Genomic DNA, 12,941 nt, shown 5'->3' on the forward strand with positions numbered 1-12,941 from the left:
TCAGGCGCGCGGTGCCGCCACGCTGCGTCGCCAGGTCGCCGGCGGCACGCCGACCAGGCGCCGGAAGGCGCGCGAGAAGGCGGCTTCCGACTCGTAGCCGACCTCCTGGGCGATGGCGGCGACGGTGTGGTTGCTCTCGCGCAGCAGGCGCGAGGCGAGCTGGATGCGCCACTGCGCGAGGTAGTGCATCGGCGGCTGGGCGAGGAACTGCAGGAAGCGCTCGTGCAGCGCCGAGCGCGACAGGCCGACCTCGCGGCTGAGTTCGTCCATGCTCCACGCCCGCTGCGGCGCCTCGTGCAGCAGGGCCAGGGCGCGGCCGACGTGGCGGTCGCGCAGGCCGGCCAGCCAGCCGGTGGCGTCCGCCGGCAGGTCGTCGAGGTAGCGCCGCGCGGTGTCGACGAACATCATCTCGGCCAGCCGCTCCAGCACCGCCTCGGCGCCGGGGCGGCGCTCGCTGGACTCCACGGCGGCCTGCTCGATGACCCGCGCGACCCAGCCGCCGGCGCGCGCGGCCGGCAGGTGCAGCAGGCGCGGCAGGGCGGCGATCAGCGGGTTGAAGGGGCGCAGGTCGCAGCCGAGGAAGCCGCACACCAGCACGGTGTCGGCCTCGGCCACCGGCAGGCTGGCGCCCGGCTCGCGCACGCCGCTGTGGAAGGCGACCGGCATGGGCTTGGGCTGGTGGCGGGTGGCGAACACCCACTCGACGCCGATGCGCTGCGGCGCCAGCCCCGGCGCGCTGGACAGCACGTGGGCGTCGCCGTGCGGGAACATCACGATGTCGCCGCACTCCAGGCGCACCGGCGGCTCGCCGCCGAGCGCCGCCCAGCCGCTGCCGCGGGCGACCATGTGGAACTCGATGACGTGCTCGGCGCCGGGCAGCACCGCCGCGGCGATCTCCCGCGCCGGCGGCGCCTCGGCGGCCCAGTCCGCCCAGTTGCTCACGTAGTAGAACACCGCGCCGCGCAGGCGCACGGCGCGCAGCAGGTCCGACAGCGTGTCTCGACTCATGGCCTGGCTCCGTACCGGCGCTGCCGGCGGCAGGGGGCTGAGTCCATTCAGGGGCGGTTCGCGCGATGGCGGACGCGCGGGCAAGTTTCCCGGACTTCCAGTGAAGCACCGATTGCCCGGCGGCGGAACAATGGACTCGTCGGGATGCCGTCATCCCGCCCGTCCACCGAGGAGACCGTTCATGAACGCACCCGCCCAGCACTGCCCGGCCACCGCCGCCAGCACCACGCCGCAACCCGACCTCGCCGCGATCAAGGCGCGCCAGCAGGCCACCTGGGCCAGCGGCGACTTCGCGGTGATCGGCACCACCCTGCAGATCGTCGGCGAGTCGCTGGCCGAGGCCGTCGACCTGCGCGCCGGCGAGCGCGTGCTCGACGTCGCCGCCGGCAACGGCAACGCCACCCTGGCCGCCGCGCGGCGCTTCGCCACGGTGACCTCCACCGACTACGTGGCGCACCTGCTCGACAAGGGCGCCGCGCGCGCCCAGGCCGAGGGCCTGGCGGTCGAGTTCCGGGTCGCCGACGCCGAGAACCTGCCGTTCGCCGCCGCCAGCTTCGACGTCGCGCTGTCCACCTTCGGCGTGATGTTCACCGCCGACCAGCCGCGCGCCGCCGCCGAGCTGCTGCGCGTGGTGCGCCCCGGCGGGCGCATCGGCCTGGCCAACTGGACGCCGGAGGGCTTCATCGGCGAGCTGTTCCGGTTGATCGGCGCCCATGTGCCGCCGCCGGCCGGCCTGCGCTCGCCGCTGCGCTGGGGTGACGAGGCCGGGCTGGTCGAACTGTTCGGCCCGCAGGCCGCCGACATCCGCTGCACGCGCCAGTCGTTCAACTTCCGCTACCGCTCGGCGGCGCACTGGATCGACATCTTCCGCCGCTACTACGGCCCCACCCACAAGGCCTTCGCCGCCCTCGACGCAGCCGGCCAGGAGGCGCTGCACGCCGACCTCAAGCGCCTGCTGGAGACGCGCAACATCGGCGGAGCGGATGCGCTGGTGGTGCCGGGGGAATACCTGGAGGTGGTGATCGTCCGGCGCTAGCCGGCGGCGGGTGCGGGTGGCGCGCCTGGCTCGCGGGCCAGCAAGTCGGCCGCCGCCCGCAGGCCGGCGCGGACCAGCAGCTCCTCGGGCACGCTGTCGAAGCTCGTCGCGCCGATCTCCAGGGTGCGGCATGCGGCCGGGCCGCACTGGGCGCAGCACGGGCTGCTGCCGGCGCGGGCGTCGAGCCAGTGCTCCAGCGGCTGGCCGGCGATCCAGATGCGGTTGGATTCGGCCGGCGCGGCGGCGAAGCGGGTGGCGTCCAGTTCGCTGATCTCCAGGCGCGGCTGGATGCCCTGCGGGCGCAGGGCGGCGTCGAGGCGGGCGACGGCGTGTTGCAGGGCGTCGCGGGTTGCCTGGCAGCGTGGGCAGGTGGCGCCGTCGGCGTCGACCAGGCGCTGCCAGCGGATGATCAGGATGGGCATGGCGAAACCCTCGGTGGAGTCTTCAGCCAAGCCTAGCCTGTCGCGGGCGTCACCAGCGCCGGCGGTGGTCACGGTCGCGATAGTAGTAGTCGCGGTGGTAGCGCTTGTGCGGATGGTAGCGGTGATGATGGTGATGGCGCGGCGGGTAGTAGTAGATCGGCGCCGGGTAGTAATGATGATGGGGGACCGGGTAGTAGTAGGGCGGGTAGTAGCGCGGCGCGCCGAACTGGATGCTCAGCGGCGGCGAGTGGATCTCGACGTTGGGGACGCCGATGATGACCCGCGTGTCGTCTGCCGCGGCCGGCGCCGGGTCGAACAGGGTCAAGCAGGCGAGCAGACCGGTGGCGAGGGAAAGGCGCGCAAGCATGGTCGTGACTCCTGTGTTGCCGGACAGGTCCGGTCACAGGATTTGACCGCCGCACAGGGGGGAAGTCGCACCGTGCCGATGGATGGCGCGGGGCCAGGCGACGGACGGAACGGGGGGCGTCCGCCGCGCCGAGCCGTCCGCGCGCAGGGGCGGTTCAGGCGCTCAGTGCTCAGCCTGCCAGGCGTCGATCACTTCCTGGGCGGCGCGGAAGGCGTCGATGGCCGCCGGCACGCCGGCGTACACCGCGCAGTGCAGCAGCGCCTCGCGGATCTCCTCGACCGTGCAGCCGTTGTTCAGCGCGCCGCGCACGTGGCCCTTGAGTTCCTGCGGGCACTTCAGCGCGGTGAGCGCGGCGAGGGTGATCAGGCTGCGGGTCTTGCGCGGCAGGCCCTCACGGGTCCACACCCCGCCCCAGGCGTGGGCGTTGACGAACTCCTGCAGCGGAGCGGTGAAGTCGGTGGCGTTGCCCATGGCGCGGTCGACGAAGGCGTCGCCCATCACCTCGCGGCGCACCTGGAGGCCCTGGTCGTGGCTGTCGGTCATCGGGAAGTCCTGCGGATTGGCGGGGAAGGGGCGCCGGCGCGGCTGGCCGGTGCCGGTGGATCACTTGGTCTCGGCGAGCTTGCCGGTGGTTTCCTCGAGGGCGGCGCGGCAGCGCTCCTCGGCGGTGTCCAACTCCAGCTGCATCTGGCGGATGTCGAGGATCTGCTGCTCGAGCTGGCGGCGGCGCTCGGCGATCAGCTCGAGCATGCTGTTGAGCTGCTTCTTGTTGCCGGCCTGCGGGTCGTACAGCTCGATCAGCGTCTTGCACTCGGCCAGCGAGAAGCCCAGGCGCTTGCCGCGCAGGATCAGCTTGAGGGTCACCCGGTCCCTGGGGCTGTAGATGCGCTCCTGGCCGCGGCGCTGCGGCGAGAGCATGCCCTGCTCCTCGTAGAAGCGGATGGTGCGGGTGGTCACGTCCAGTTCCTGGGCGAGGTCGGAAATGCTGTAGGTCTGCTTCGCCATGGCGGGGTCCAGAGTCTGCGGGGCGCGCCCCCGGCGCCGTGCCGGCGGCGGGGCTACGCTGTTCATCGGTGTTCGATGGACAAGGCTACACCTTGGCCATCGCCGCTGCACGGGGTCGCGAGGGCCCGCGGCGGGGCAGGGAAGACGACGTCGTTCATCTTGTTGTTCTCTTCTGGCGTCGTGGCTGGAGGGGGTAGGGTGGGAAACTCGCGCAGCGATTGCCCACCGTCAGGGCGTGCGGTGGACAAGGCTGCACCGTTGTCCATCGCCCCGCGCGCCGGTGCGCACGGCGCCCCCTACGGACGAGCGGCTCCGGTAGGGTGCGCCATGCGCACCGCTGTCAGCGGCGGATCGGGCAGCCGGTGGCTTGCTGCAGCTCCTCGAAGCTCACCCCTTCGGCCAGTTCGACCAGCGTCAGGCCCTGCTCGGTGACATCCAGCACGGCCAGGTCGGTGATGATGCGGTCGACCACGCCGACACCGGTCAGCGGCAGGTCGCACTGCGGCAGGATCTTGTGCACGCCGCCCTTGGCGGTGTGCTCCATCAGCACCACCACGCGGCGCACGCCGGCCACCAGGTCCATCGCCCCGCCCATGCCCTTGACCATCTTGCCGGGGATCATCCAGTTGGCCAGGTCGCCGTGCGCCGACACCTGCATGGCGCCGAGGATCGACAGGTCGATATGGCCGCCGCGGATCATCGCGAAGCTGGCCGCGCTGTCGAAGAAGCAGCTGCCGGGCAGGGTGGTGATGGTCTGCTTGCCGGCGTTGATCAGGTCCGGGTCGACCTGCTCCTCGGTGGGGAACGGGCCGATGCCGAGCAGGCCGTTCTCGCTCTGCAGCCAGACGTCCATGCCTTCGGGGATGTAGTTGGCCACCAGGGTCGGCAGGCCGATGCCGAGGTTGACGTAGAAGCCGTCCTGCAGCTCGGCGGCGGCGCGCTGCGCCATCTGTTCGCGGGTCCAGGCCATGTTCAGTTCCCCCCTGCCGGTTTGGAAAGCGTGCGTTGTTCGATGCGTTTCTCGGGGTTGGCATTGACCACGATGCGCTGCACGTAGATGCCCGGCAGGTGGATCTGGTCGGCGTCCAGCGCGCCGGTCTCGACCAGCTCCTCGACCTCGACCACGCAGACCTTGCCGGCCATGGCGGCGAGCGGGTTGAAGTTGCGCGCGGTCTTGCGGAACAGCAGGTTGCCGGCCTTGTCGGCCTTCCACGCCTTGACCAGCGCCACGTCGGCGGTCAGCGAACGCTCCATCACGTACCACTCGCCGTCGAACTGGCGGGTCTCCTTGCCCTCGGCGACCAGGGTGCCGTAGCCAGTCTTGGTGAAGAACGCCGGGATGCCGGCGCCGCCGGCGCGCAGCTTCTCGGCCAGGGTGCCCTGCGGGGTGAACTCCAGCTCCAGCTCGCCGGCCAGGTACTGGCGCTCGAACTCCTTGTTCTCGCCGACGTAGGAGGAAATCATCTTGCGGATCTGCCGGGTGGCGAGCAGTTGGCCGAGGCCGAAGCCGTCGACGCCGGCGTTGTTGCTGATCGCGGTGAGGTTGTTCTTGCCGCTGTCGCGCAGCGCGGCGATCAGTGCCTCGGGGATGCCGCACAGGCCGAAGCCGCCGACGGCGATGGTCATGCCGTCCTCCACCAGCCCGTCGAGGGCCGCCTGGGCGCTGGGGTAGAGCTTGTTCATCGGGATGCCTCGCTGGTTGTTCTGGTTGGGCAATTGGTGTCGGTGCGCACGGCGCATCCTACGACCACGCAAGCGTAGGGTGCGCCGTGCGCACCACGGCTCAGCAGCCGCGCCGCGCGCGTGCCACCCGCGAGCCGGTGGCGCGGCCGAGCACGGCGCAGATGCGCTCGCCGGCCTCGATCAGCGCATCGAGGTCGATGCCGGTGTGGATGCCCAGGCCGTTCAACAGATACAGCACGTCCTCGCTGGCCACGTTGCCGCTGGCGCCCTTGGCGTAGGGGCAGCCGCCCAACCCTGCCACCGAGCTGTCGAACACGTGGATGCCCTCCAAGAGGCTGGCGTAGATGTTCGCCAGCGCCTGGCCGTAGGTGTCGTGGAAGTGCCCGGCCAGCCTGTCGCGCGGGATGTCGCGGCCGACCACGTCGAACAGGGTGCGGGTGGCGCCGGCGGTGCCGGTGCCGATGGTGTCGCCCAGCGACACCTCGTAGCAGCCCATCTCGAACAGCTCGCGGGCCACCGCGGCGACCTGCTGCGGCGCCACTTCGCCCTCGTAGGGGCAGCCGAGCACGCAGGACACGTAGCCGCGCACGCGCACGCCCTGCTCGCGGGCGGCGTCCATCACCGGCACGAAGCGCTGCAGGCTCTCGCTGATCGAGCAGTTGATGTTCTTCTGCGAGAACGCCTCGCTGGCGGCGGCGAATACCGCGACCTCCTTCACCCCGGCCAGCATGGCGGCCTCGAAGCCCTGCAGGTTGGGGGTCAGCGCGGCGTAGGTGACGCCGGGTTTCTGCTGGATCTGCGCGAACACCTCGGCGGAGCCGGCCATCTGCGGCACCCACTTGGGCGACACGAAGCTGCCGACCTCGACGTATTCGACGCCGGCGGCGCTCAGGTCGTCGACCAGGCGCACCTTGTCGGCCACGCTGATCGGCTGTTTCTCGTTCTGCAGGCCGTCGCGCGGGCCGACTTCGACCAGGCGGACGTGCTGGGGCAGTTCAATGGCGGTTGTCTTCATCTGCGATTTCCGTGTCGAAGTACAGGCTCGGTGGTTCAGCGGCGATCAGGGGACCGGCGTAGGGTGGACAACGACGCAGTCTTGTCCACCGCTGCGGGGCCATGGTGGGCAATCGCTGCGCGAGTTGCCCACCCTACGGCTGGCTTGACTGTCGGGGCGAATCTATTCGCCTTTGCAGCCTGCATGGCGAATGAATTCGCCCCTACAGGGGCTGGCGTCTGCCTTCAGACCTCCTCCCGAACGTAGGGTGGACAACGGCGCAGCCTTGTCCACCGCTGCGGTGCCATGGTGGAAACTCGCTGCGCGAGTTGCCTACCCTAGGCTGGCTTGTCTGTAGGGGCGAATTTATTCGCCTTTGCACGCTATGTGGCGAATGAATTCGCTCCTACAGGGGCTGGCGCCGGCCCTCAGGCCTCCTCCAGCTCCACCAGCGCGGTGCCTTCGCTGACCAGTTCGCCCTCGCTGCAGTACAGGCCCTTGACCACCCCGGCCTGCGGCGCGCGGATGCTGTGCTCCATCTTCATCGCCTCCAGCACCACCAGGGCGGTGCCGGCCTCGACGTGCTGGCCGGCCTCGACCAGCACGCGGACGATGCTGCCGTTCATCGGCGCGGTCAGGCCGCCGTGGTGGGCGTGGCTGGCCTCGGCCTCGGCGATCGGGTCGACGCGCTGCACGCAGCGCAGCTCGCCGCCCCACTCCAGGTACAGGCTGTCGCCACGGCGTAGCGCCAGGTGCTGGCGGCGCAGGCCGTCCTGCTCGACCCACAGCAGCTCGCCGTGCAGGCTGACCCGGGCTGCGCCCTGGCCGCGCAGGCGCACCGGCTGGCGGTGCTCGCCGCAGCGCAGCAGCAGGTCGGTCTCCGCCGGCAGGCCGGCGCGCCAGCCGCTGGTGGCGTTCCACGGCGAGTGCGGATCGTCGCCGCGCACGCGCTGCGCCTCGCCGAGCACGAAGGCCTCGGCGGCCAGCTGCCAGAAGCTCTCCGGCAGGTCGCCGGCCAGCGGCAGCAGGTCGTTCTGGTGGCGCGGGATGAAGCCGGTGTCCAGCTCGGCGGCGGCGAACGCCGGGTGGGCCAGCACGCGGCGCAGGAACGCCAGGTTGGTCCTGACCCCGCCGACGGCGGTCTCGGCGAGCATGGCCAGCAGGCGCTGGCGCGCTTCCTCGCGGTTCTCGCCCCAGGCGATCAGCTTGCCGAGCATCGGGTCGTAGAACGGCGACACCGTGTCGCCCTCGGCCACGCCGCTGTCGACGCGGCGGCCGGGCCCTGCGGCCGGCTCGCGGTACAGCTCCAGCCGCCCGGTGGCCGGCAGGAAGTCGTGGTCGGGGTCCTCGGCGTACAGACGCACCTCGATGGCGTGGCCGTTGAGCGGCACCTGCTCCTGAGTGAGCGGCAGGGGCTCGCCGCGGGCGACGCGGATCTGCCAGGCGACCAGGTCGAGGCCGGTGATCGCCTCGGTGACCGGGTGCTCGACCTGCAGGCGAGTGTTCATTTCCATGAAGAAGAATTCGCCGCGCGCGTCGAGGAGGAACTCCACGGTGCCGGCGCCGACGTAGCCGATGGCCTTGGCCGCCTTGACCGCCGCCTCGCCCATGGCGCGGCGCAGTGCGGGGGAGAGGCCCGGGGCCGGGGCTTCCTCGACCACCTTCTGGTGGCGGCGCTGGATCGAGCAGTCGCGCTCGTTGAGGTACAGGCAGTTGCCGTGCTTGTCGGCGAACACCTGGATCTCCACGTGGCGCGGCTTGAGCACGTACTTCTCGACCAGCATGCGCGAGTCGCCGAACGCCGCCTGGGCTTCGCGCTGCGCCGAGGCCAGCGCCTCGGCCAGCTCGCTCTCCTGCTCGACCACCTTCATGCCCTTGCCGCCGCCGCCGGCGGCGGCCTTGAGCAGCACCGGGTAGCCGATCACCTCGGCGGCGGTGCGGAAGGTTTCAAAATCCTGGGCTTCGCCGTGGTAACCGGGCACCAGCGGCACGCCGGCGGTTTCCATCAGCGCCTTGGCCGCCGACTTGCTGCCCATCGCCTCGATGGCGCTGGCCGGCGGGCCGAGGAACAGCAGGCCGGCCTCCTCGATGGCGCGGGCGAAGCCGGCGTTCTCGGAGAGGAAGCCGTAGCCGGGGTGGATGGCCTGGGCGCCGCTGGCTTTGGCGGCCTGGATCAGCTTGTCGACCAGCAGGTAGCTGTCGGCCGGCTTGGCGCCGCCCAGATCGACCGCGCAGTCGGCCTCGCGCACGTGGCGGGCGCCGGCGTCGATGGCGCTGTGCACCGCGACGCTGCGGATGCCCAGGGCGCGGGCGCTACGGATGACCCGGCAGGCGATCTCGCCGCGGTTGGCAATCAGCAGGGTTGTAATCATTGTTCTGGCTCCCGAGGTGGCTGCTGCCTGGTGTTCAGTGGTTCTGCCACTGCGGCTGGCGTTTCTCCAGGAAGGCGCGCAGGCCCTCCTGGCCTTCCGCGCTGACGCGGACGCGCGCGATGGCGCTTTCGGTGTAGCGGCGCAGGGCCGGCGACAGCGCGCCGCTGCCGACTTCCTTGAGCAGGTCCTTGGTCGCCTTCATCGCCTGCGGGCTGTTCAGCAGCAGGTTGGCGATCCACTGCTCCAGCGCGGCGTCCAGCTCGGCGGCCGGGTAGCACTCGGCGAGCAGGCCCAGCTCGCGGGCGCGACTGCCGGCGAAGCGCTCGGCGGACAGCGCGTAGCGGCGCGCGGCGCGTTCGCCGATGGCCTGCACCACGAACGGGCTGATCACCGCCGGCAGCAGGCCGATGCGCACCTCGGACAGCGAGAACTGCGCGTCCTCGGCGCCGATCGCCACGTCGCAGCAGGCGGCCAGGCCCACCGCGCCACCGAAGGCGGCGCCCTGCACCACGGCGAGGGTCGGCAGCTTGAGGTGGTAGAGGTTGTACATCAGCTCGGCCAGCGCCTGGGCGTCGCGCAGGTTGGCGTCGTAGTCGAGCTCGGCGGCCTCGCGCATCCAGGCGAGATCGGCGCCGGCGGAGAAGTGCTTGCCGCGCCCGCGCAGGACGAGGAAGCGCAGTTCGCCGTGGTCCTGGACGACGTCCAGGGCCTGGATCAGCTCCTGGATCATCGCGCCGTTGAAGGCGTTGTTCTTGTCGGCGCGGTCGAGCCACAGGGTGGCGAAGCCGCGCGGGTCGAATTCGAGTTGTACGGTCTGGAAGTCGCTCATGATCGTTCCTGTAGGGGGTGCGGGGCCGCCAGGGCTACGCGCACCAGATGCCAGGGTAGTGGTGCGCACGGCGCACCCTACGGCTGAGTCATGTCACATCCGGAACACGCCGAAGCGGGTCGGCTCGATCGGCGCGTTGAGCGTGGCCGACAGCGCCAGGGCGAGCACCTCGCGGGTCTGCGCCGGGTCGATCACGCCGTCGTCCCACAGCCGCGCGCTGGAGTAGTACGGGTGCCCCTGGCGCTCGTACTGCTCGAGGATCGGCTGGCGGATCGCCTCCTCCTCCTCGGCGGAGAAGCTCTTGCCGCTGCGCTCGACCTGCTCGCGCTTGACCTGGGTGAGCACGCCGGCGGCCTGGGCGGCGCCCATCACGCCGATCCGCGCGTTCGGCCACATCCACAGGAAGCGCGGGTCGTAGGCGCGGCCGCACATGCCGTAGTTGCCGGCGCCGAAGCTGCCGCCGATGATCACGGTGAACTTCGGCACGCTGGCGCAGGCCACCGCGGTGACCAGCTTGGCGCCGTGCTTGGCGATGCCGCCGGCCTCGTACTTCTGCCCGACCATGAAGCCGGTGATGTTCTGCAGGAACAGCAGCGGGATGCCGCGCTGGCAGGCCAGCTCGATGAAGTGTGCGCCCTTCTGCGCCGCTTCGGCGAACAGGATGCCGTTGTTGGCGAGGATGGCGATCGGATAGCCGTGCAGGCGGGCGAAGCCGCACACCAGGGTGGTGCCGAACAGCGCCTTGAACTCGTCGAATTCGCTGCCGTCGACCAGCCGGGCGATCACCTCGCGCACGTCGAACGGCTGCTTGGCGTCGGCCGGGATGATGCCGTACAGCTCGTCGCCGGCGTACAGCGGCGCGCGCGGCGCGACGCTCTCCAACTGGCCCTGCTTGCGCCAGTTGAGGTTGGCCACGCAGCGGCGGGCGATGGCCAGCGCATGGGCGTCGTTCTCGGCGTAGTGGTCGGCCACCCCGGAGGTCTTGCAGTGCACGTCGGCGCCGCCCAGTTCCTCGGCGGTGACCACCTCGCCGGTGGCGGCCTTCACCAGCGGCGGGCCGGCGAGGAAGATGGTCGCCTGGTTGCGCACCATGATGGTCTCGTCGGCCATCGCCGGCACGTAGGCGCCGCCGGCGGTGCACGAGCCCATCACCACGGCGATCTGCGGGATGCCCATCGCGCTCATGTTGGCCTGGTTGAAGAAGATCCGCCCGAAGTGCTCGCGGTCGGGGAACACCTCGTCCTGGCGCGGCAGGTTGGCGCCGCCGGAGTCGACCAGGTAGATGCACGGCAGGCGGTTCTGCTGAGCGATGGTCTGCGCGCGGATGTGCTTCTTCACCGTCAGCGGGTAGTAGCTGCCGCCCTTCACGGTGGCGTCGTTGCCGACGATCATGCACTCGACGCCCTCGACCCGGCCGATGCCGGCGACCACGCCGGCGGCCGGCACGTCCTCGCCGTACACCTCGAAGGCGGCCAGCGCGGAGAGTTCGAGGAAGGCCGAGCCCGGGTCGAGCAGAGCGTTGATGCGCTCGCGCACCAAGAGCTTGCCGCGCGCGCTGTGGCGCTGCTGGGCGGCCACGCCGCCGCCCTCGCTGATGCGGCCGAGCAGGGCACGCAGGTTGTTGACCTGCTCGCGCATCGCCGCGCTGTTGGCGGCGTACTCCGGCGAGCGGGTGTTGATCTGGGTATGCAGGATGGCCATGGATGGGCTCCCCTAGGGTGGCAAACCCGCGAAGCGGTTTTCCACCTGTCCGTGTTTCGGTGGAAAAGGCCGGCGGCCGTTTTCCACCCTACGCCTGGATGCGCTCAGCGCGACTCGTTGAACAGCTCGCGGCCGATCAGCATGCGGCGGATCTCGCTGGTGCCGGCGCCGATCTCGTAGAGCTTGGCGTCGCGCAGCAGGCGCCCGGTGGGGAACTCGTTGATGTAGCCGTTGCCGCCGAGGATCTGGATCGCCTGCAGGGCCATCTGGGTGGCGTTCTCGGCGGTGTAGAGGATCACCCCGGCGGCGTCCTTGCGGGTGGTCTCGCCGCGGTCGCAGGCCTGCGCCACCGTATAGAGGTAGGCGCGGCTGGCGTTGAGCTGGGTGTACATGTCGGCGACCTTGCCCTGGATGAACTGGAACTCGCCGATGCTCTGGCCGAACTGCTTGCGGTCGTGGATGTAGGGCACCACCACGTCCAGGCACGCCTGCATGATGCCGGTCGGGCCGCCGGCGAGCACCACGCGCTCGTAGTCGAGGCCGCTCATCAGCACGCGCACGCCGCCGTTGAGCTGACCGAGGACGTTCTCCTCCGGCACCTCGACGTCGTCGAAGAACAGCTCGCAGGTGTTGGAGCCGCGCATGCCCAGCTTGTCGAACTTGCTGCCGCGGCTGAAGCCCTTCCAGTCGCGCTCGACGATGAACGCGGTGATGCCGTGCGGGCCCTTGTCCAGGTCGGTCTTGGCGTAGATCACGTAGGTGTTGGCGTCCGGGCCGTTGGTGATCCAGGTCTTGCTGCCGTTGAGGACGTAGCGGTCGCCGCGCTTCTCGGCGCGCAGCTTCATGGAGACCACGTCGGAGCCGGCGTTCGGCTCGCTCATCGCCAGCGCGCCGACGTGCTCGCCGCTGATCAGCTTGGGCAGGTACTTGGCCTTCTGCGCCTCGGTGCCGTTGCGCTTGATCTGGTTGACGCACAGGTTGGAATGCGCGCCGTAGGACAGCGCCACCGAGGCCGAGGCGCGGCTGATCTCCTCCATGGCCACCACGTGGGCCAGGTAGCCCATGCCGGCGCCGCCGTACTCCTCGGGCACGGTGATGCCGAGCAGGCCCATCTCGCCGAACTTCTTCCACATGTCCATCGGGAAGGTGTTGGTGGCGTCGATCTCGGCGGCGCGCGGCGCCAGCTCGGCGTCCACGAAGGCGCGCACCTGGTCGCGCAGCATGTCGATGGTTTCACCGAGGGCGAAGTTGAGGCTGGAGTACGTCATGGAACCACCTTTGTCTGTCTTGTAGTTGTGCGGTTTGCGGAGTAGTACGGTAGCCGGAGCGCAGACCCCGGCCTGTCCGCCCGCCGCTCCGGCACGCTGTTCCGGAGCCCCATTCCAGCGTAGCGCTTGCTGCTCTGGCGTGGGTTGTCAGGCTGTGACCTTTACGTTAACGTAAACAAACCCCGCGGCGACTGTCAACACGCAGGCCGCCGTCGGGAGCGCAAACTCAGAAGTAGCAAACCTCATAACAAACATA

13 protein-coding genes are annotated in these 12,941 nt (G+C 70.5%); 1 reads left to right on the forward strand and 12 read right to left on the reverse strand.

The window, feature by feature from the left end:
• Positions 1–1,008, reverse strand: a complete 1,008-nt coding sequence (locus tag BLT78_RS19265) for an AraC family transcriptional regulator (RefSeq protein WP_090351492.1) — start codon at positions 1,006–1,008, stop codon at positions 1–3.
• A gap of 181 nt (positions 1,009–1,189) precedes the next feature.
• Here BLT78_RS19265 and BLT78_RS19270 point away from each other — a divergent pair, with 181 nt between their 5' ends.
• Complete coding sequence (locus BLT78_RS19270; RefSeq protein ID WP_090351493.1) at positions 1,190–2,044, forward strand: class I SAM-dependent methyltransferase; 855 nt, start codon at positions 1,190–1,192, stop codon at positions 2,042–2,044.
• On the opposite strand, the gene BLT78_RS19275 is transcribed toward BLT78_RS19270, so the two are convergent.
• The 11 genes from BLT78_RS19275 to BLT78_RS19325 form a co-directional block, all read right to left on the reverse strand.
• A complete protein-coding gene (locus BLT78_RS19275) occupies positions 2,041–2,466 on the reverse strand; it encodes a DUF2703 domain-containing protein (protein WP_090351495.1) in 426 nt (141 codons plus the stop codon). The two genes, BLT78_RS19270 and BLT78_RS19275, sit on opposite strands and share 4 nt — an antisense overlap.
• A gap of 49 nt (positions 2,467–2,515) precedes the next feature.
• Complete coding sequence (locus BLT78_RS19280) at positions 2,516–2,833, reverse strand: hypothetical protein (RefSeq protein ID WP_090351496.1); 318 nt, start codon at positions 2,831–2,833, stop codon at positions 2,516–2,518.
• 162 nt (positions 2,834–2,995) lie between these two features.
• Positions 2,996–3,376 (reverse strand): carboxymuconolactone decarboxylase family protein, encoded by a 381-nt coding sequence (locus tag BLT78_RS19285; protein ID WP_090351497.1) that lies wholly within the window; start codon positions 3,374–3,376, stop codon positions 2,996–2,998.
• Positions 3,377–3,436: 60 nt separating this feature from the next.
• Positions 3,437–3,838 (reverse strand): MerR family transcriptional regulator, encoded by a 402-nt coding sequence (locus BLT78_RS19290; RefSeq protein WP_090351499.1) that lies wholly within the window; start codon positions 3,836–3,838, stop codon positions 3,437–3,439.
• 340 nt (positions 3,839–4,178) lie between these two features.
• Positions 4,179–4,808, reverse strand: coding sequence for a CoA transferase subunit B (locus tag BLT78_RS19295; protein ID WP_090351500.1), 630 nt, complete (start codon positions 4,806–4,808; stop codon positions 4,179–4,181).
• Between the two features lie 2 nt (positions 4,809–4,810).
• Entirely contained in the window at positions 4,811–5,521 is a 711-nt protein-coding gene (locus tag BLT78_RS19300) for a CoA transferase subunit A (protein WP_090351502.1), read from the reverse strand.
• 100 nt (positions 5,522–5,621) lie between these two features.
• The gene (locus BLT78_RS19305) at positions 5,622–6,521 is read right to left on the reverse strand and encodes a hydroxymethylglutaryl-CoA lyase (RefSeq protein WP_090352424.1); all 900 of its coding nucleotides are present in this window, start codon (positions 6,519–6,521) and stop codon (positions 5,622–5,624) included.
• 422 nt (positions 6,522–6,943) lie between these two features.
• Positions 6,944–8,887: an acetyl/propionyl/methylcrotonyl-CoA carboxylase subunit alpha gene (locus BLT78_RS19310; protein WP_090351503.1), complete on the reverse strand. Its 1,944-nt coding sequence runs from the start codon at positions 8,885–8,887 to the stop codon at positions 6,944–6,946.
• A gap of 34 nt (positions 8,888–8,921) precedes the next feature.
• Positions 8,922–9,716: a gamma-carboxygeranoyl-CoA hydratase gene (locus tag BLT78_RS19315; RefSeq protein ID WP_090351505.1), complete on the reverse strand. Its 795-nt coding sequence runs from the start codon at positions 9,714–9,716 to the stop codon at positions 8,922–8,924.
• Positions 9,717–9,809: 93 nt separating this feature from the next.
• Complete coding sequence (locus BLT78_RS19320) at positions 9,810–11,417, reverse strand: carboxyl transferase domain-containing protein (protein WP_090351507.1); 1,608 nt, start codon at positions 11,415–11,417, stop codon at positions 9,810–9,812.
• Positions 11,418–11,521: 104 nt separating this feature from the next.
• The gene (locus BLT78_RS19325; protein WP_090351508.1) at positions 11,522–12,685 is read right to left on the reverse strand and encodes an isovaleryl-CoA dehydrogenase; all 1,164 of its coding nucleotides are present in this window, start codon (positions 12,683–12,685) and stop codon (positions 11,522–11,524) included.
• Positions 12,686–12,941: the final 256 nt, after the last annotated feature.

This window comes from Pseudomonas oryzae, from assembly GCF_900104805.1.
Classification (GTDB): Bacteria; Pseudomonadota; Gammaproteobacteria; order Pseudomonadales; family Pseudomonadaceae; genus Geopseudomonas; species Geopseudomonas oryzae.